This is a genomic window from Corallococcus sp. AS-1-6, assembly GCF_020037015.1.
Lineage (GTDB): Bacteria > Myxococcota > Myxococcia > Myxococcales > Myxococcaceae > Corallococcus.
Map to the genome: position 1 here is coordinate 97,393 of NZ_JAIQDE010000001.1, position 18,508 is coordinate 115,900.

The window sequence follows — 18,508 nt, forward strand, 5'->3', positions numbered from 1 at the left end:
CGTCAGTGCAGGGACACGAAGATGCGCAGTTGCCAGGTGTCCTTCGTCACGTCCGGGTAGGACTCGAAGCGGCTGTGGCGCCGGAAGAAGTTGAGCTGCGAGCCCATCCCCAGGTTCCGGTACACGGGGAGGTCCACCTGGAGCTGGGCCTGGTGCACCCGGTGCGCGCCGCCCGAGCCGTCCACCACCACCACGTGTTCGGCGCCCGCCTCCAGCGTGACGACCTCCCAGTCCTCGCGCAGGTACGCCATCTGGAGCTGGAAGCCCAGGCCGGGGCCGTAGTCGTAGTCCCGGCCCTCGTTGCCCTCGCTGTCGGTGTGCTCGGAGGTGACGCCGGTGAGGAGGCTGCCGTCCACGAGCAGCGCGGTCCTCAGCCGGGAGCGGTTGGGGAACCTGTGCTCGTGCAGCAGGCCCGCGTTCAGGGACTGGCCGCCCACCTCGTACGCGAGCGTGTCCGTGTAGTCGAGTTGCTGGAGCAGCCCCAGGCGCAGCTCGTCGCGCTCGGCGCTCCAGAGCGTGGACTTCACGAGCAGGCCCTGCAGCCTCGCGTGGCTGACGAGGCTGCTCTCCCGCGAGGTGAGCTGCACGCGCGCGTTGAAGGCGTCGAAGGGCCGGTGGTGCGCGCCCCGGTACATGTCGCCGTAGCGCAGGGTGCCCTGGATGAAGAACTGATCCTCGCCCCAGGCCAGGGACCTGCCGTCCCCCAGCTTGAGGTAGCCCAGCGAGGCCCAGCCCGCGATGTCCTCCGGCCACCACTCCGTCGGCGACGGACCGTGGTGGGAAACGTCGCCGCGCGCCACGCGGTTGATGCCGCGCATGGGGCTGAGGACGCCGGCGGTCAGCTCGCGCACGAAGCGCTGGCGGCCCCGGGCCTCCGTGTCCAGCACCAGCGAGGACAGGCGGTAGAGGGCCTCGCCCATGGCCACGCCGCCCACGGTCGTGTTGATGAGGTCATTGGCGGAGGGCGGCTCGTTCTCCGCGAACAGCTCCCACTGGAGGCTGCCCAGGAAGGTGAGCGGCACCGCGGCCTGGAACGGCAGGCCGTTGTCGCGCGCGGCCGTGTAGTAGAGGCCGCCGTGATACGGGTGGGCGAACTGGTTGGTGGAGAAGCCGTCCTGGTCCCAGACGAAGCCGGTGCGGAAGTTCTCCTTCCACACGGACGTGGAGATGTACGCCCAGTCCTTGTTCGCGATGTAGCGGTCATACGTCCAGACGACCACGTTGATGGCCGTCACCTCCCCCAGCGCAATCCACGGGTGGGGCCCGGGGTTGTCCCGGAGCTCGTCCTCCCTCACGGGCGCATCCGCCGGCAATGCGGCGTACGCCTCGGCCACGGGAGGGCAGGGCTCCCACCGGGTCTCCTGGCCGGGCGAAAGCCGCGCCGCGCAGAGGGCCATGACGCTGGACGGAACGGAGCGCGCCATGTCCTGTGGCGAACCATCCGCGACCGCGACGCAGGCGCGCAGGGCGCACGCCAGCGCCACGCCTCGCGGCAGCCATGGCCCCCACCCACCGTGCCCCATCCGGTCCGCCCGCGCCTCCGCGCACGGCTGCATGCCGCGCTCGCGGAAGGTAAGCAGTCAGGTGTTGGAAAGCGCCCCCGGAGCTCATCCTTTCGGGCGACTTCTAGTAGTGCACGGAGAAGAAGACGCGCAGTTGGTACGCGTCCTTCTCCACGTCCGGGTAGGACTCGAAGCGGCTGTGGCGGTGGAACCAGTTCAGCTCCGTGCCCAGCCCCAGGCGCTTGTACACGGGGATGTCCGCCTGGAGCTGGCCGGTGAAGACCTGGTGCGAGCCGCCGGAGCCGTCCACCACCACGATGTGGGAGGTGCCCGCCTCCAGCGTGAGGACCTCCCAGGCGCCGCGCATGTACGCGACCTGGAGGTTCAGGCCCAGGCCGGGACCGTAGTCGTAGTTGCGGCCCGCGACGCCGCTGTGCTCGGAGGAGATGCCGGTGAGGAGGCTCCCGTCCACCAGCAGCGCGGTCCGCAGCTTCGAGCGCGCGCCGAGCTGGCGCTCATGCAGCAGGCCCGCCTCCACGGACTGGCCGCCCAGTTCGTACGCCTCCGTGTCCACGATGCTGAGCTGCTGGAGCAGGCCGAAGCGCAGCTCGTCCTTCTCCGTGCTCCAGAGGGACGCCTTCAGCAGCAGCCCCTGGATGCGCGCATGGCTGATGAAGCTGCTCTCCTTCGAGGTGAACTGGACGCGCGCGTCGAAGGCGTCGAAGGGGCGGCGGATGTCGCCCTGGTACATGTCGCCGTAGCGCATGGCCGCGTGGAGGAAGAACTGGTCCTCGCCCCAGGCCAGGGGCCGGCCGTCACCCAGCTTGAGGTAGCCCAGGTTGCCCCAGATGGACAGGTCGCTGGGGCGCCAGTCCGGGGGCGTGGGCTCGTGGCGCGTCACGTCGCCGCGCACCACGCGGTTGAAGCCGCGCACGGGGCTCATCGCGGCGGCGGTGAGCTCGCGCACGAAGCGCTCGCCGCCCCGGGCCTCCGTGTCCAGCGCCAACGAGGACAGCCGGTAGAGCCCCTCGCCAATGGCCATACCGCCCACGGACGTGTTGATGAGGTCGTTGGCGGACGGCAGCTCGTTCTCCGCGAACAGCTCCCACTGCGCGCTGCCAAACAGCGTGAAGGCCAGGGCGGCCGCGTAGGGCACGCCGTTGTCGCGCGCGGCCGTGTAGTAGAGGCTGCCGTGGTACGGGTGCGCGAACTGGTTGGTGAGGAAGCCGTCCGCGTCCCAGACGAAGCCCGTGCGCAGGTTCTTCGCCCACGTGGACGGGCTCACCTTCGCCCAGTCCTTGTTCGCGAGGACCCGGTCCCACGTCCAGACGAACAGGTTGATGGCCGTCACTTCCCCCACCGCGAGCCACGGGTGGGCCTTCTCCCGGCGCGCGTCCTCGCGGACGGTCTGCTCGTTCAGCGGGGCATCCGCTGGCGGCGACCGCGGCCCGGCCCGCGCGGGGGCCTCCGGCGCGGGAGCGTCCTCGCACGGCGCCTCCTGGGCGAAGGCGGGCGCGCCCACCAGCAGCGCGCAGGCCAGCCGCACGCCCCCTGGAGGCCACGGACTTCCGCCTCCGCCGTGCCCCCGTGCGTGCCTGCCTCGCCCCATATCCCGTCCGCCGCACCCTCGCTCGCGGTGCCACGCCGCGCGTCTTGAAGGTAGGCGGCGGGGCGCCGGATGAAATCCTCCTCCTGGAAGGAGGGAGAAACGGCTTCCAGCGCACAGGCGGCGGGGGACATGACAAGGCCCGGCGGGATGCGCCTGGGGGGCGCTCCGGCCGGGCCTTGTCGTCACGTCACCCGCGGGACGGAAGGCCTCAGGCCTCCGGCGACTGGACGATGAGCTTCTCCTTGCCGCACACGTCGCACCGCACGTGCACGAACAGGTCGTCGTCGCTCTCCTCGGGCACCTCGCCCTCGGGCACGCCCAGCTCCGCCTTGGCCAGCGCCGGCACCTTGGCCGGGATGTCCTGCGCCTTGAGCGACTGCACGTAGGTCATCTCGCGCTCGTGGCACTCGCGCACCTCCGGGCCGGACAGCCACTGCGGCTCCATGCCCTCCGGCAGCCGGCTGAGCAGCTCCAGGTTGGACACGGACTCCGCCAGGTACGCCAGGCGGCGCAGCCGCGCCTCCTCCGGCAGGGCCGCGAACACCTGGAAGCCCTCCAGCAGCGCCTGCCGGTCCTCGCCCGTGGCCGCGTTCGCCAGCTCCAGCGACGCGTCCGCCGACTCCAGCGCCTCGTCCCAGTTGTTCTCCGGGTTGAAGCCCGCCTCCAGCAGCGACGTGTAGAGCTGCGCGGCGGCCAGCCGGCGGCGCACCTCGTGCAGGTGCTCCACCACCTCGTGCGTCAGGCGCAGCTCCAGGAGCGCCCCCGTGGTGCGCGGGTCCACGGAGCCCGTGAGGTCGTCCACCTCCACCTCGGTGCGCAGCTCCGCCTTGAGCTGCTTCGCCGCGGCGAAGCGGAACAGGGGCAGCACGCCCACCTCGCGCAGGTACACCGCCGCGACGTTGGCCTCCTTGCCGCCCATGCGCAGCGCCTTCTGCGCGCGCTCCACCGCGCCGGGGTCCGCCGCGGGCTTCTTGTTCTCCAGCCGCGTCTTCACCGCCTCGCGGTAGAGCGTCTCCAGGGAGCTGCCCGGCGGCAGCCGCTGCGGCAGGAGCGGACGCAGGCCCGGCACGTCCAGCACCCAGAGCGGGGGCGCGCCCACGCGCTTGAGCGCCCGGAAGAAGAGCGAGCCCGGCGGGTCCTGCGGCCGGAACGGGGGCAGCTCGTCCGGGTGCGCGGAGGTCGCGCCGTCCATCGCGCCGCCCGCGTGCGACTGGCCGAGCATCTTCTCACGCTGCTCGCGGGTGAACGCCGTGATGCCCTGCACCGGCGGGGGCGGCGGCGGCGGGGCCTCCTCGCCGTCCAGGCCCGTCACGCGGTCCATGTCCACGTCGTCCATCTCCAGGTCGTCCAGACCCTTGGCGCCCGTGAAGTCACAGCGCAGGAGCTTGAGCTTCTCGAAGACACAGCCTTCCAGGTTGGCGCCCCGGAAGTCGCAGTCCTGGAGGCGGCCCCCGTGGAAGTAGGCGTTGGTGAGGTCCGTGTCCCGGAAGTTCATCTTCGACAGGTCACAGCGCTCCCACTCGGAGCCCACCAGCTCCAGTCCGGAGAGGTCGGCGTTGGCGGAGAACAACTGCGTGAACGTGGCACCCGTCTGGCCGGTGGGCGCCTGGCCGGACTTGCGCAGCTTGTTCCATTCGGCGGAACCGTTCTGGAGCAGCTTCTCGATAGTTGGGGCTTTCGGCATGGACCCCGAATTATTCGTGTGCTCTGGTCCAGGCGCCAGCACAAATGATCGAGTACCGAATCGAAGCCGACACCGTCGGGATGCGGCTGGACAAGCACCTGCGCAAGCGGATGCCCAACGTCCCCGTCAGCCACCTCTTCAAGATGATCCGCACCAAGAAGGTGCGGGTGAATGGCAAGCGCGCGCAGCCGGAGCAGTTGCTTGTCGAAGGAGACGTGCTCACCATCCGCGGCACCGAAGAGCAACTCACCCTCGCGGAGCGTCCGAAATCGGACCGTCCGCCCCCCCCGCCGCCACCGGTGGACCCCTCCCGGCTGGTCATCCTGATGGAAGACGACTGGCTCATGGCCGTGGACAAGCCCAGCGGAATGGCCGTCCATACCGGCAGCGGCATCACCGGGGGCACCCTGGTGGACTACGTGCGCGCCTACCTGGGCCCCAAGGCCACCCGCAACGACTTCACCGCCTCCCCCGCCCACCGGCTGGACCGGGAGACCTCCGGCGTCATCCTGGTGGCCAAGCGCCGCCCGGCGATGGTGCATTTCACGGAAATCTTCACCCACGGCCACCCGAAGAAGCGCTACCTGACCCTGGTGAAGGGGAAGATGCCGAAGGATTCCGGCGTCATCGACCTGCCGCTCGCCGAGCACCAGCAGACGGCCGAGTCCAAGGCCCGTCGGGGAGTGAACATGCAGGAGGCCGTCACCCGCTGGAAGGTCGTGCGCCAGTCGAGCGAGGCAGCCCTCCTCTCCTGCACCATCGAGACCGGGCGCACGCATCAGATAAGAAGGCACCTGGTCGCCGTGGGCCACCCGGTGGCGGGTGACAAGAAGTACGGAGACTTCGCCTTCAACCGCGACGTGCGGGCGCGCTGGGGGCTCAAACGTCTGTTCCTGCACGCCGAGCGCATCGAATTTCCGCACCCCGAGGATGACAGGAAGGTCGTCGTGGAGACCCCCATGCCACCCGAATTGAAGGACGTGCTGAAGCGGGCGGCGCTCCTCTAAGCCTTGAGCCCAGGACTCGACAGAACACGCATGTCCGACCCGAAGATTGACCGCAGCCGCTCCAAGCTGGTGCTCGACGGCGTTCCGCCCAAGCGCAACATCCTCGTGCGCCTGATGAAGCTCGTGGCCGTGCTGGGCCTCATGGGCGCCACCGCGGGCGTGCTCGCCGTCGTGGGCGCCTACTACGTCTTCTCCGACGGGCTGCCCGCCATCCCGAAGGTGGACGAGTACTGGCCGCCCATCGTCACGGAGGTCTACACCGACGACGCGGTGCTCGCGGGCGAGTTCTACAACGAGCGGCGCAAGGTGGTGCCCTACGAGCGCATCCCCAAGCGGCTCGTGCAGGCGTTCATCGCCAGCGAGGACTCCAGCTTCTTCGACCACTTCGGCGTGGACGTGCTGGGCACCACGCGCGCCGTCTCCAAGACGGTGATGACGAAGCTGGGCCTGCGCGCCGGCGGCGTGCAGGGCGGCTCCACGCTCACGCAGCAGACCGCGAAGGCGGTCCTCATCTCCGCGGAGGGCTACAAGGAGGCCACCGCGAAGACGCCCAAGCGGAAGATCCGCGAGGCCATCCTCGCCTTCCGGCTGGAGCAGGCGCTGACGAAGGAAGAGATTCTGTACCTCTACCTGAACAACGTCTTCCTGGGGCACCACAGCTACGGCGTGCAGAGCGCGGCGGAGAACTACTACCGCAAGGACGTGCGCGACCTGACGCTGGGGGAGATGACGCTCATCGCGGGCCTGCCCCAGGCGCCCAGCCGCTACTCGCCCTTCCTGCGCCCGGAGGCCGCGAAGAAGCGCCGCTCGTACGTGCTGGGCCGCATGCTGACGGAGGGCATGATTTCGAAGGCCGAGCACGACCAGGCCAACGCGGAGCCGGTGAAGGTGTACCCGGTGGAGGACGTCTTCCACGAGTTCGCCCCGTACTTCGTGGAGCAGGTGCGCAAGGACGTGGTGGACCGCTACGGCAACCCCGTGTTGCTCAAGGAGGGCCTCAAGGTCTTCACCACCATGGACAGCGAGCGCCAGCGCGCGGCGCAGGACTCCGTGCTGGACGGCCTGATGTCCGTGGACAAGCGCCAGGGCTGGCGCGGCCCGGTGATGCAGTTGGCCACGGAGGGCGAGCGCAAGGCGTTCCTCGACAAGGCGAAGAAGGCCATGGGCAAGGAGGAACTCGTCGAGAACCGCCTCTACGTGGGCGTCGTCACGCGCATCGACGAGGACGGCAAGGGCGCGGACGTGCAGGTGGGGCCGCACCAGGGCCGGCTGCCGCTCTTGGGCATGCGCTGGGCGCGCAAGGTGAACCCGGAGAGCTACTACCCGGCGAGCATGATCACCTCCGTCAAGAAGGCCGTGGCGGTGGGCGACGTGGTGGTGCTGCGCCACGTGGTGAAGAAGGAGCTCACGGACGACAAGGAGCAGTGGGACAAGAAGCTCGCGGAGGCCATCCCCGAGGAGGGCGTGAAGCTCTTCCGGCTGGAGCAGACGCCGGAGGCGCAGAGCGCGCTGGTCTCCATCGACCCGCATCGCCAGTACCTCACCGCCATGGTGGGCGGCTATGACTTCGACGACAACGAGTTCAACCGCGCGTTCCAGGCGTGCCGCCAGCCGGGCTCGTCCTTCAAGCCGTTCGTGTACTCGGCGGCGCTGGAGCAGTTGGAGTGGACGGAGGCCACCGTCATCGTGGACTCGCCCATCGTGGAGCACGACCCGGACAACAAGGTGTCGTGGAAGCCGGCCAACTACAGCGAGGAGTTCGTGGGTGACGTGCTGTTGCGCACGGCGCTGGTGAACTCCATGAACATCCCCGCGGTGAAGACGTTCGGCGCGGTGGGCGTGCACAACATGGCGGAGTGGTCCAAGAAGCTGGGGCTGACGACGCCCATGAACATGGACTTCTCCGCGGCGCTGGGCTCGTCCTGCGTGTACCCGTTCGACCTGGCCAGCGCGTACGCGACCTTCAACCGCTACGGCCGCAAGAAGCCCACGTACTTCATCCGCAAGGTGGAGGACCGCTTCGGCCGCACGCTGGAGGACCACACGGCGTTCGACGACGCGTGGGCCCCGCTGCAGGACCGCGTGGCCGCGGGCTACGCGCGCCTCTTCGAGCCGGGCGAGCAGGTGATGAGCCCGGAGACGGGCTTCATCCTCACGCACCTCTTGCGCGGCGTGGTGCTCCAGGGCACCGGCGGCCCCGCGCAGAGGCTGGGCAAGCCGGCGGCGGGCAAGACGGGCACGACGAACGACTCCTTCGACGCGTGGTTCGCGGCCTACACCAAGGACCTGGTGACGGTGGCGTGGGTGGGCTACGACCTGAACCCGCACCCGCTGGGCCGCTACGAGACGGGTGGCCGCGCGGCGCTGCCCATCTGGCTCAACTACATGAAGCGCGCGCTGGAGGGCCGGCCGCAGCCGGAGTTCTACCCCTGGCAGTCCATGCAGCTTGCGCGGCTCTACATCGACAAGAAGACGGGCAAGGTGGCCAGCCCCGGGGCCAAGGGCGCGGAGCTGATGTTCTTCAAGAAGGGCACCGAGCCGAAGGAGGCCGTGCCCGACAAGAACCAGGTCGGCGTGGACCAGTTCATGATGGGCGCGCAGTAGCCCGCGCGCCGCATCTCAAGACGCAGTGCCCCTCAGGCGCCTTCGCGGAACGCACGCGAGGGCGTCTGATGTGCTTCCAGGGCCTTCCTCAGCGCGGCCACGTCCGGACCGGCCTCCAGCACGGAGCGCGCGGCGGTGGGCAGCACCTGCCGCTCGCGGCCGGAGAAGAGCCTGGGCAGGTCATTGAAGCCCGCGCCCTGCGAGCCGATGCCGGGCGTGAGCAGCAGCGCGCCGCCCAGCCGCTCCACCACGTCGCGGTCGGCCGGGGGCAGGGTGGCGCCCATCACCGCGCCCGCGGGCAGCACGCCGGGGCCGGCCTTCTCGTTCAGCTCGCGCAGGCCGTCCGCCACCGCCTGGGCCACGGTGCGGCCGTCGCTCCCCACGGCGTTCTGCACGGGCACGCCCTCCGGGTTGGACGAGCGCACGACGACGAAGGCGCAGGCCCCGTGGGCCCTCGCGCGCTCCACCGTCTTCGCGAGCGCGCCCAGGCCCAGGTACGCGGTGAAGGTGGCGGCGTCCACGTCGTACGCGCTGCCCCTTCCGAACAGCGACTCCGCGTAGGCGTCCATGGTGGACCCGATGTCGCCGCGCTTCACGTCCAGCAGCGTGAGGGTGCCCGCGGCGCGGAAGCGCTGGAGCACGCGCTGGAGCACGACGAGCCCCTGGGGGCCGTGGCGCTCGAAGAAGGCGCTCTGGGGCTTCACCACCGCGAGCGTGTCGCCGGCCGCGTCTGCCAGCCGGTCGCACAAGTCGGACAGGCCCTGCGCGGTGTCCGGCAGGTTCCAGCGGGCGAGCACGTCGCGGGACGGGTCCAGGCCCAGGCAGAAGGGGGAGCGCTCGTCGGCGAGCTTCGCGAAGCGCTGCGCGAAGGACGGGGGCGTATTCACGGGCGGGCCTCCTCTCACTTCAACCGGCGCGCGGTGGCGTCGAACAGCGGGTTGGGCATCACCTTCAGGACGCGCATGGGCGTGGACAACTGCCAGGGGAAGCTCACCTCCGCGGCGCCCGCGAAGATGGCGCGGCCCATGCGCGCCACCGCGTCCTCGGTCTCCATGAGGAAGGGCATGGGGAAGGTGTTCTTCGCGGTGAGCTCGCTCTTCACGAAGCCCGGGTAGACGCACGTCACCTGGACGCCGGTGCCCTTCAGGTCCACGCGCAGGCTCTCCAGGAAGGTGGCGAGGAAGGCCTTGGACGCCGAGTAGGCCGCGTGGCCCGCGAGCCCCCGCATGCCCGCCAGGCTGGACACGCCGACGAGGTGGCCCCGGCGGCGCTCCACCATCTGCGGCAGCACCGCGCACAGCGTGGCGGCGGCGCCGGTGACGTTGGTGTCGATGATGGAGCGGGCGCGCTCCCAGTCCATGCGCTTGCCGTGCGTGGGGCCACCGATGCCGGCGTTGGCCACCACCAGGTCCAGCCCGCCGCACTCCGCGTCGATGGCGCGGATGCGCTCCTGGGAGGCCTCGGACGCGCTGACGTCCATCACGACGGGCTCCACCGCGGCGCCCGCGGCCTGGGCCTCCGCGGACAGGGCCTGCAGGTGCGTCAGCCGCCGGCCGGTCGCGAAGACGCGCACGCCGTGCTTCGCCAGCCACAGGGCCAGTCCACGTCCCAGGCCGCTCGAGGCGCCAGTCACCAGCGCCGTCCGGTAGGTCATCTCCGCCATGCCGTCCTCCGAAGGGTGTCGCAGCGGCCTGCCTTGTCGCACGGTTGCGCGCCCGAAGGCAGGCAAAACACCTCCCCCCCACCCGAGGACGAGGTGGCTCCTTCCGCGCGTTGACACCCTGGAGGGACGGGACTCTTCGGGAGTGTGCGACGCATGCCCTGGTGGAACTGCATCCTGGTGGTGGACGACGACCTGGACCTGCTCCGGGCCTACAAGGAAGCGCTGGAGCTGGACAGGTACGAGGTGGTGCTGGCGCGCAACGGCTTCGAGGCGCTGCGCCTGCTGAACCAGGGGCTGCGCCCGGCGCTCATCCTGCTGGACCTGATGATGCCGGGGATGAACGCCTGGTCGTTCCGGCTGAGACAGTTGGAGGACCCGGCGCTCGCCTCCATCCCGGTCATCGTCCTGTACGCGCAGGACGCGGGCGCCCGGGCGATGAACGCCCTGGGGGTGGACGCCTTCCTGGAGAAGCCGGTGGACCTGGACGTGCTGCTGGCCGCGGTGGCGGCCTACGCGAGGCCAGCGGCCTTCCAGGGCCACACCCTCCAGTAGGAACCCCGCTCAACGGAACGGCGGCGCGGGCTGCCCCTTGAACCACTCCGTCGCGTTCAGCAGGTGCAGGTCGTGCTTGCCGGGCCGCAGCTCGATGCCGCCCGTCACCGCGCCCAGTGACGCCAGCAGGGCGCCCGTGATGTTTCCCTGCACGAGGTCCAGGTGGCCTTGCAGCGAGAAGCCCTCGCCCTTCGCCTTCAGCTCGCGCAGTTGGAGCCCGCGCTCGTCGATCTGCACCTCCCCCGTCACCTCCACCTTGGGGATGTTGAGCAGGGACGTGAGGAAGCCGGGCAGCTTCCGGGAGGACGTGATGAGCGCGACGATGGGCTGCGTGTCCGTGAGCTGGCTCGCGAAGCGCGCCCTCAGCACCGTGGGGGACAGGGAGAGGCTGGCGCGCGGCAGGGTGAAGGTCCCGCTCCAGGCGCGGATGGGCACGTTGCCGTTGGAGGACACGTCCCTCAGCCGCAGCGTCGTCCCGCTCAGGCCCAGCTCCGTCATGTCCCAGGACAGGTTCCGCGCGTCCACCTCCACCTCCGCGCGCAGGAGGACCTTGTTGGGCCCCATGCGTCCGGAGACGAGGTCCGTGTCCATGCGCAGCTCCAGGGTGTTGCGCGCCTTCGCGCCCTGGGAGGGCTCCTCGCTGCGCACCGTCACGTGGCCGGAGTCGATTTCGAGCGTCTGGCCCAGCCACGGGTTGAGCACGCGCAGGTCCAGGGGCTTGCTCTTCGCCACGCGCAGCTCGGGGGCCAGGTCCAGGCCGGACTGACCTTCCCGCCGCCGGGCCTGCACGGTGAGGGCGACCTCCGGCACCTCCAGGTCGTGGCCCTTGGGGCCCGTCACGTGCACGGGCGCGAAGGCCAGCCGCAGCGAGCCTGACGGCGGCCCCTTCGGCTCCGGGTCCATGGCCGCCTGGAGGCTCCACGGCGCCCGGGCGCGCATGGGGCCGGCCCTCAGGTCCAGCGCCTCACCGGAGGCCTTGAGCTGGCTGCCCGGCTCCAGCGTGTTGCGCTCCATGCGCACGTCCAGGTCCACCCGCCCCGCGCCGCCGTGAAGGGACACGGGCGCGCTTTCGCCCAGCAGGTCGTTGATCCAATCCAGGGGCAGCACGTCGATGCGCGTCTTCACCTGGCCGCCCAGGGCCTGGGACAGGTCGTAGCCCTTGTCGGCCTGGAAGGGCGCGTCGAGCCGGGCGCGCGAGTCGAGCGACTCCAGCCGCGCCACGCGCTTGCCGTCCACCGCGATGAAGCCCTCGGCCACGCGCACCGACGGCAGGTCCACCTGGAGCCGCTCGCGGGACTGGAGGTTCAGCGTGCCGGTGACGTCCAGGGCCCCCTCGAAGCGCACGCGGCTGAAGTCCAGCTCGCGCACCTGGTGCAGCGTGACGTCCCGGAGGTGGATGACCCAGGGCTTGCTGCTCGGGCTGGACGGCTCCTCGGGCGCGCCGGACGGCTCCAGGTGGAAGCGGGCGCCGTGCCCGTCGATGCCGTCCACGTCCACGCGCTTGCGCAACAGGCCCGTGAGCGACATGCCCGCCTCCAGCGCGTCCACCTCCACCTTCCACCAGACGTTCGCGTCCTGCTGGGTGAGGGTGAAGCCCTTCAGGTGCAGCCGGCCCACGGGCCACAGCCACCACGCGCGCTCCCACGTCAACCGCGTGCGGTCCGTCGCGCGGCCCATGATGGCCTGGGTGACGCCCGTGTTGAGCGCGACGTTGAGGGCGACCTCCAGCACCGCCACCGCCACCGCGGCCCACAGGGCGGCGCGGCGCCAGCGCCTGCCGCGAGGGGCCGCGTCCTGCACGTCCGGGGGAGGGGAGACGGTCATGTCGCGAGGTTCCGGGAAGAGGCCCCTGGATGCCTCATGCTCCCGGCACGCACAAGGCGTGTTTCCTCGCGACGATGGATGGGAGACACCGCCCTCAGTGGACGGGGGCGGCGCCGTTCTCCATCTTCGCCATCACCTGGTCGATGGAGAAGCTGGCCGGGTGCTGGCGCGAGGGGAACTCCTGGAAGGTGGCCAGGAACCGGCCCACCAGGGCCTGCGCGGGCACCAGGACGAAGGCGCGGTCCAGCATCCAGGCGGAGTAGCCGACGGAGTCCATGGAGCGCTCCAGCGGATCCGCGCGCAGGTCGAGGATGAGCGGGACGCGGCGGCTGCTGAAGGGATGCGCCCACACCTCGATGCCCCTGGCGGTCTGCTCCTCGAAGACGAGCTTGAAGCGCCGGTAGCGCATGGCGACCAGCTCGCCGTCGTCGCCGAAGTAGAAGAACTCCTCGCGCCTGGACTCCGGGGACTGGCCGGACAGCAGCGCCGTCTGGTCATAGCCGTCCAGGTGGACCTTGAAGTGCTTGTCGCCCGCGTCATGGCCGTCGAGCAGCTTCTGTACGATGTCCGGTTCGCCCGCGGCGGAGAGCAGCGTGGGCAGCCAGTCCTCGGAGGAGAACAGCTCGTTGATCTGCGCGCCGGGCTTCACGACGCCGGGCCAGCGCACGAGGCACGGGGCCCGGAACGCGCCCTCCCAGTTGGTGTCCTTCTCGCCGCGGAAGGGCGTCATGCCGCCGTCCGGCCACATGCTCGTCATCGCGCCGTTGTCCGTGCTGTAGATGACGATGGTGTCATCCGAGATGCCCAGTTGGTCCAGCTTGTCCAGCAGCCGCCCCACGTGCCCGTCGTGCTCCACCATGCCGTCCGGGAAGAGGCCGAAGCCCGTCTTGCCCTGGGACTCCTTCCGCAGGTGCGTGTGGATGTGCATGCGGGTCGTGTTGAACCAGATGAAGAAGGGCTTCTGCTCCTGCTGCGTGCGGTCGATGAAGTCCAGGGTCGCGGCGAGGAACTCCTCGTCCACGGTCTCCATGCGCTTCTTCGTCAGCGGGCCGGTGTCCTCCACCGTCTGGCCGCCCCGGCCGTCCGCCTTGCTCTTGAGCACGCCGCGCGGACCGAAGCGCTGCCGGAACGCGGGGTCCTTGGGGTAGTCCACGTTCTCCGGCTCCTCCTCGGCGTTGAGGTGGTAGAGGTTGCCGAAGAACTCGTCGAAGCCGTGCACGGTGGGCAGGTACTCGTCGCGGTCACCGAGGTGGTTCTTGCCGAACTGGCCGGTGCGGTAGCCCAGGGGCTTGAGCAGGTCCGCGATGGTCGGATCCTCGGGCTGGAGCCCCACCTTCGAGCCCGGCATGCCGACCTTGGTGAGGCCGGTGCGGAAGGGGCACTGCCCGGTGATGAAGGCCGCGCGGCCGGCGGTGCAGCTCTGCTGGGCGTAGTAGTCGGTGAAGAGCGCGCCCTCCCTGGCCAGCCGGTCGATGTTCGGCGTGCGGTAGCCCATGACGCCCAGGTTGTAGGCGCTGAGGTTCCAGTAGCCGATGTCGTCTCCGAAGATGACCAGGATGTTGGGCTGCTTCTTCTTCACGGGCTTCGTCGCCATGGGGGCACGCTCCGGTGTCTGGGGTTGCGCGTAGGGATGGGGACGCGGCGGGCGGTGGACAACCGGAAGGGAGCGGCGTGGCGTGCGGAGGGCGTGTCTGGATGTCATTGCCCGGGTGCGCGGGGGGTCCCATCCTCCAGGGGAACCCCCTGTGGAAGGACGGGTGTCTTGATGGGAAGCACGGGCCGCACGGGACCCGTCGAGGCGCTGCGCAACCTGACGTTGTCACTGCAGCGCATGGTGGCGGCCGAGATCGCGACCGGCGTGGTGCGCGGCACCGCCGACGGGCTCCGCGAGGAGGTCCCCGACGGCGACCATCAGTTGCACACCCTGCTCCAGGACTCGCTCACGGTGCTGGGCCGCATGGCGCACGAGGCCGCCGGGCGCGAACCGGGAGCGTCGGCGGACGCGACGGAGGTGCTGGCGGGCGCGGCCATGGAGGGGGCGCTGAAGGCGCTGGAGAAGGAGTGGAATGACGGGGGCCTGCCGCTCCACGGCTTCATGGTGAGGCTCAACCAGCTCTTCGACGAGGTGGTGGCGTTCGCCCATTCCCGCACGGATGAGATCCGCACGCCGGGCGAGCGCGCCCAGGCGATGGCCCGGGGCGTGGTGAAGGCGGCCACGGAGCAGTTGCATGACTCCCTGCCGGCCATCCTGGAGGACGCGCGCGGCGTGGTGCCATTGGGGGAGGAGGTGGCGTCGAAGGTGGGCCGGGGGCTGGTGTCGGGCGTCGAGTCCATGCTGCGAGAGGACTCCGCGTGGCTGTTGGGGCTGGTGGAGCAGGCGGGGCAGGGGTTGGTGCGGGGGCTGGCGGCGGGCCTCCACGAGGAGCTGGTGACGAACCCGATGGCCTCCCGGGAAGCGCTGGGCGCGTCCCTGGCGGCGCTCGCCGAGAGCACCGCGGCGGCGACCGTCCGGGGGGCGGGGAGCGCGCTCACGCAGGAACAGCTCCGCTGGCGGCAGGAGCCAGCCCACCAGGACCTGGTGCGGCGCACGAGCCGGGACATCACCGCCGGAGCGCTGGAGGCCCTGGGCGCGCGGTTGAGACGGCCCCTGCTGGCGCTCGCGGGAGCAGGCAGCGCGCTCGTGGCGCTGACGGTGCTGTCGTCCCGGTGGCGCCGCGCGTGAGGGTTGAGCCGTCTTCGACCCGGGGTGAGCGGGCGCCAGGCTGATGCGCTGCCCGGGACCTTGGTCCCTGCCCACTCCCTCGCCACCTTCCTTCCATGGACGGGTTCGAGAACGCCTTCGCGCTGCTCCTGGATGGCCGCGGCGGTGCTCGCCCGCTCACCCTGGAGGAGACGCGGAGCTGGCGGGCTTCGGATGGCATGCTCTGGGTCCACCTGCCCCCGGACCTGCCGGACCTCCCCCGCGTGCTGGAGGCCGTCTTCCGCCTGCCTCCCCAAGTTCGTGAACCGCTCCTGGCGGACACGGGCCGCGTGCGCATCGACGTGCTCAACGAGAACGAGCTCGTCCTGCTCCTGCTGCACCCGGACTCGACGCCTCCCGACGCGTCGTCCCCGCGCCAGTTGCGCGCCTGGATGACGGCGGACCGCTGCGTCACCGTGGCGCCCACGTCCCAGCACGCCATCGTGGCCGTCCGGGAGCAGCTCGCCCATGGCCGGGGACCCCGTGGCACGGACCTCTTCCTCGCCTTCGCCACCACCGCCATCTCCACGGCCGCGCTGCGCACCAGCGAGCTGGACGACACGCTGTCCGGCCTGGAGACCCGCTTCGAGGCGCGCCGCGATGACACCGCCGATGTGCCGGGGGACCTGCGCCGGCTGCGCCGCACCCTCGTGGAGCAGCGCCGCTTCGTCTCCCTGGTCCGCGACGCCATCCTGCGCGTCAGCCTGCTCACCGTGGAGTGGGTGCACGCCCAGCAGCGGGAGCTGCGCCAGATGGCCGAGCGCGCCGGCGGCGCCCTCAAGGAGATGGACGCCCTGGTGGAGCGCGCCCGCATCCTCCACGAGGACATCAAGGCCCGGCAGGACGCCCGCAGCCAGCGCATCCTCTACATGCTCACCATCATCTCCGGCGTCTTCCTGCCCCTGTCCTTCATCACCGGACTGCTGGGCGTCAACCTGGGCGGCATCCCAGGCAGGCACTGGCGTGGCTCGTTCCTGCTGCTCGTGCTCGTGCTCGTCGTCCTCGCCGCCGCGGAGTGGCGCGCCCTGCGCCGCCGCGAGCTCGTCTGAGGGCAGGCACCGGACCTCGTCAGCGGACATCCCCGTGCGACCCGCGTTCCGTGGCGACCGGCTCCACTTCCTCACCAGCTTCATCCCCGGGCGCGGCACAGGCAGGGGGAGGACTTGATGGCGGGAGCCCGGGCGCGTTGCCTGCTGCTCGGACTCATGGGGGGCCTGTGCTGCGCCGTTTCCCCCTCTCCGCCAGACGCCGCCTGCTCCCTGACGGCCGGGCTCAGCGGGCCCTCCTCCTGAAGCCCCCACGCCGCGTTGTGGCGGGGCCACGGCGTTCCCACCCTCATGTCTGGGATTGTACCGGGACAGGAGGCGAGCTTGATGCGACGCACGTGGAAGGGCACGGCCTGCCTGCCGTGGGCGCTGGCGCTGCTGGTCGCCATCCCCCTCCAGGCGCTGGCGGCGGATCCGCTGCCGTCCTGGAATGAAGGCCCGGTGAAGCAGTCCATCATCGACTTCGTCACCCGCGCCACCACCGAGGGAGGCCCCGGCTACGTCCCCCCGGAGGAGCGCATCGCCACCTTCGACAACGACGGCACGCTCTGGCAGGAGCAGCCCGTCGTGCAGGGCGTCTTCCTGCTGGACCAGGTCAAGGCCCGCGTGAAGGAGGACGCGTCGCTCGCGAAGCGGCAGCCCTTCAAGGCCGTGCTGGAAGGCGACCTGGCCCTGCTGTCCGCCATGGACGAGCCCCAGTTGATGGAGCTGTTCGCCGCCACCCACGCGGGCAAGACGCAGGACGCGTTCGCCCGCGAGGCCCAGGCCTTCTTCCAGACCGCGCGCCACCCGACGCTGGGCGTGCCGTACACGCAGCTCGCCTACGTGCCCATGCTGGAGCTGCTCCAGTACCTGCGCGCCAACGGTTTCCAGACGTGGATCTCCTCGGGCGGCGGCGCCGACTTCATGCGGGTCGTCTCCGAGGACACCTACGGCATCCCGCCCCAGCAGGTCATCGGCAGCAGCCTCAAGGAGAAGTACGACGAGAACAACGGCCACCCGGTGCTGCGGCGCGAGGCCCGCCTGGACCACCTCAACGACAAGGCCGGCAAGCCGGTGGGAATCGAGCAGCACATCGGGCGGCGGCCCGTGTTCGCGGCGGGCAACGTCCGCTCGGGCGGTGACATCCCGATGCTCCAGTACACGAAGGAGCAGCCGCGCCCCGGCTTCGCGTTGCTCATCGACCACGACGACGCGGAGCGCGAGTTCGCCTACCAGGAGAAGAACGACGCGTCCCTGAAGGCCGCGCGCGAGGGCGGCTGGACCGTGGTCAGCATGCGCCGGGACTGGAAGCGCGTCTTCCCTCAGGAGGGCCGGTGATGGACGTCTTGCATGCCTTCATCGAGCTGATGATCTCGACCTTCATCATCGCGCTCGGGTTGTCGCAGGGGCTGTCGTGGCGCCTGGCGGACCTGGGCCAGGGCGTGCGGCAGCCCGCGTTCGCGCGAGGCCTGGGGGTGTGCCTCGTGGGCGTGCCCCTGCTGTCCCTCATCGTGGTGAAGGTGCTGCCCGTGCCGCCCGTCGCCGCGGGCGTCATCGCGGTGATGGCGTTCTGCCCGGGGCTTCCCATGGCGCTCAACGTCGTGTCCCACCAGAAGGGCAACCTGTCGCTGGCCCTGGCGCTGTCCATCACGCTGTCGCTCGTCGCCATCGTGCTGATGCCGCTGTCCCTGAACCTGCTGGAGCGGCTGTTCCCCTTCGCCATCCAGGCGCCGCCGTACAGCACGCTCCTGGGGCGGGTCATCCTCCCGTTCCTCGTGCCCTTCGCCCTGGGCATCGGCTTCCAGAAGGTGGCCCCCGTCTGGGCGCACCGGCTGCGCAAGCCGGTGAAGCTCTACTTCAACGTCGCCCTGACCGTGGCCGCGCTGGCGGTGGTCGTGGCCAGCTTCCCGCTGCTCAAGCGCCTCCACCCCTGGGCGTTCGTCGCCATGGTGGTGGTGACGCTGGGGGCCGCGGCCCTGGGCCACGTGGCCGGCCGGCCCCGGGCCGGGGACCGCACGGCGCTGGCCATCTCCGCCGTCTTCGGCAACCCCGCCTTCGCCTTCTGCCTGGGCAGCAGCACCTACCCCATGAAGAGCCTGCTGGGCGTCATGGGGCTGTACCTCCTGATTCGCACCCTGGCCCTGGTGCCGTACCTGCTCTGGAACCAGCGCCACCAGGCGTCCGAGCGCGGCGGCGGGCCGTCCCTGCCGTCGGGCAGGCGGGCCTCCGCGGGCACGTAGGCTTCTTCCTGTCGTGAAGCCGATGCGCGCAACGCACCCCGGTGGGTGATGCGGC

Annotated in this window: 14 protein-coding genes; 7 read left to right on the forward strand and 7 right to left on the reverse strand. The window is 70.7% G+C overall.

Annotated features, from left to right (window positions below; all coding sequences use genetic code 11):
• Positions 1–2: 2 nt before the first annotated feature.
• The 3 genes from K8612_RS00440 to K8612_RS00450 form a co-directional block, all read right to left on the reverse strand.
• A complete protein-coding gene (locus K8612_RS00440) occupies positions 3–1,556 on the reverse strand; it encodes a DUF3943 domain-containing protein (RefSeq protein WP_223760886.1) in 1,554 nt (517 codons plus the stop codon).
• 70 nt (positions 1,557–1,626) lie between these two features.
• On the reverse strand, positions 1,627–3,048 hold the full coding sequence (locus tag K8612_RS00445) for a DUF3943 domain-containing protein (protein ID WP_223760887.1): 1,422 nt from the start codon (positions 3,046–3,048) through the stop codon (positions 1,627–1,629).
• Positions 3,049–3,319: 271 nt separating this feature from the next.
• Positions 3,320–4,795 carry a pentapeptide repeat-containing protein gene (locus tag K8612_RS00450; protein WP_223739236.1) on the reverse strand — a complete coding sequence of 492 codons (1,476 nt, stop codon included), beginning with the start codon at positions 4,793–4,795 and terminating at the stop codon, positions 3,320–3,322.
• A gap of 44 nt (positions 4,796–4,839) precedes the next feature.
• Here K8612_RS00450 and K8612_RS00455 point away from each other — a divergent pair, with 44 nt between their 5' ends.
• Both K8612_RS00455 and K8612_RS00460 read left to right on the forward strand, forming a co-directional pair.
• On the forward strand, positions 4,840–5,802 hold the full coding sequence (locus tag K8612_RS00455; protein ID WP_223739237.1) for an RluA family pseudouridine synthase: 963 nt from the start codon (positions 4,840–4,842) through the stop codon (positions 5,800–5,802).
• 30 nt (positions 5,803–5,832) lie between these two features.
• The gene (locus tag K8612_RS00460; protein ID WP_223760888.1) at positions 5,833–8,406 is read left to right on the forward strand and encodes a penicillin-binding protein 1A; all 2,574 of its coding nucleotides are present in this window, start codon (positions 5,833–5,835) and stop codon (positions 8,404–8,406) included.
• A gap of 32 nt (positions 8,407–8,438) precedes the next feature.
• On the opposite strand, the gene pyrF is transcribed toward K8612_RS00460, so the two are convergent.
• Positions 8,439–9,293, reverse strand: a complete 855-nt coding sequence (pyrF, locus tag K8612_RS00465) for an orotidine-5'-phosphate decarboxylase (RefSeq protein ID WP_223760889.1) — start codon at positions 9,291–9,293, stop codon at positions 8,439–8,441.
• 14 nt (positions 9,294–9,307) lie between these two features.
• Positions 9,308–10,069, reverse strand: a complete 762-nt coding sequence (locus K8612_RS00470; protein ID WP_223760890.1) for an SDR family NAD(P)-dependent oxidoreductase — start codon at positions 10,067–10,069, stop codon at positions 9,308–9,310.
• Positions 10,070–10,222: 153 nt separating this feature from the next.
• Between K8612_RS00470 and K8612_RS00475 the strand changes: the two genes are divergently transcribed.
• Positions 10,223–10,621: a PleD family two-component system response regulator gene (locus K8612_RS00475; protein WP_223760891.1), complete on the forward strand. Its 399-nt coding sequence runs from the start codon at positions 10,223–10,225 to the stop codon at positions 10,619–10,621.
• Positions 10,622–10,630: 9 nt separating this feature from the next.
• Here the strand turns inward: K8612_RS00475 and K8612_RS00480 are convergent, their stop codons facing one another.
• Positions 10,631–12,445 carry a hypothetical protein gene (locus tag K8612_RS00480; protein ID WP_223760892.1) on the reverse strand — a complete coding sequence of 605 codons (1,815 nt, stop codon included), beginning with the start codon at positions 12,443–12,445 and terminating at the stop codon, positions 10,631–10,633.
• A gap of 94 nt (positions 12,446–12,539) precedes the next feature.
• Positions 12,540–14,039: an arylsulfatase gene (locus tag K8612_RS00485; protein ID WP_223760893.1), complete on the reverse strand. Its 1,500-nt coding sequence runs from the start codon at positions 14,037–14,039 to the stop codon at positions 12,540–12,542.
• A 171-nt stretch (positions 14,040–14,210) separates the two neighbouring features.
• Here K8612_RS00485 and K8612_RS39115 point away from each other — a divergent pair, with 171 nt between their 5' ends.
• From K8612_RS39115 to K8612_RS00505, 4 genes are all read left to right on the forward strand, one after another.
• A complete protein-coding gene (locus K8612_RS39115; protein ID WP_306799586.1) occupies positions 14,211–15,167 on the forward strand; it encodes a hypothetical protein in 957 nt (318 codons plus the stop codon).
• Positions 15,168–15,262: 95 nt separating this feature from the next.
• A complete protein-coding gene (locus tag K8612_RS00495; RefSeq protein WP_223760894.1) occupies positions 15,263–16,234 on the forward strand; it encodes a CorA family divalent cation transporter in 972 nt (323 codons plus the stop codon).
• Between the two features lie 324 nt (positions 16,235–16,558).
• Positions 16,559–17,551 carry an HAD family phosphatase gene (locus K8612_RS00500; protein ID WP_223760895.1) on the forward strand — a complete coding sequence of 331 codons (993 nt, stop codon included), beginning with the start codon at positions 16,559–16,561 and terminating at the stop codon, positions 17,549–17,551.
• A complete protein-coding gene (locus K8612_RS00505) occupies positions 17,551–18,453 on the forward strand; it encodes a bile acid:sodium symporter (protein ID WP_223760896.1) in 903 nt (300 codons plus the stop codon). The genes K8612_RS00500 and K8612_RS00505 overlap by 1 nt, the downstream gene beginning before the upstream one ends.
• The last annotated feature ends 55 nt before the right edge of the window (positions 18,454–18,508 follow it).

What these genes read in the sequence shown, in the direction of transcription:
- K8612_RS00440 (WP_223760886.1), bottom strand. Translation starts at nt 1,556, where the DNA reads ATGCAGCCGTGCGCGGAGGCGCGGGCGGACCGGATGGGGCACGGTGGG.
- K8612_RS00450 (WP_223739236.1), bottom strand. Translation starts at nt 4,795, where the DNA reads ATGCCGAAAGCCCCAACTATCGAGAAGCTGCTCCAGAACGGTTCCGCC.
- K8612_RS00455 (WP_223739237.1), top strand. Translation starts at nt 4,840, where the DNA reads ATGATCGAGTACCGAATCGAAGCCGACACCGTCGGGATGCGGCTGGAC.
- K8612_RS00460 (WP_223760888.1), top strand. Translation starts at nt 5,833, where the DNA reads ATGTCCGACCCGAAGATTGACCGCAGCCGCTCCAAGCTGGTGCTCGAC.
- K8612_RS00470 (WP_223760890.1), bottom strand. Translation starts at nt 10,069, where the DNA reads ATGGCGGAGATGACCTACCGGACGGCGCTGGTGACTGGCGCCTCGAGC.
- K8612_RS00475 (WP_223760891.1), top strand. Translation starts at nt 10,223, where the DNA reads ATGCCCTGGTGGAACTGCATCCTGGTGGTGGACGACGACCTGGACCTG.
- K8612_RS00480 (WP_223760892.1), bottom strand. Translation starts at nt 12,445, where the DNA reads ATGACCGTCTCCCCTCCCCCGGACGTGCAGGACGCGGCCCCTCGCGGC.
- K8612_RS00485 (WP_223760893.1), bottom strand. Translation starts at nt 14,039, where the DNA reads ATGGCGACGAAGCCCGTGAAGAAGAAGCAGCCCAACATCCTGGTCATC.
- K8612_RS39115 (WP_306799586.1), top strand. Translation starts at nt 14,211, where the DNA reads ATGGGAAGCACGGGCCGCACGGGACCCGTCGAGGCGCTGCGCAACCTG.
- K8612_RS00495 (WP_223760894.1), top strand. Translation starts at nt 15,263, where the DNA reads ATGGACGGGTTCGAGAACGCCTTCGCGCTGCTCCTGGATGGCCGCGGC.
- K8612_RS00500 (WP_223760895.1), top strand. Translation starts at nt 16,559, where the DNA reads ATGCGACGCACGTGGAAGGGCACGGCCTGCCTGCCGTGGGCGCTGGCG.
- K8612_RS00505 (WP_223760896.1), top strand. Translation starts at nt 17,551, where the DNA reads ATGGACGTCTTGCATGCCTTCATCGAGCTGATGATCTCGACCTTCATC.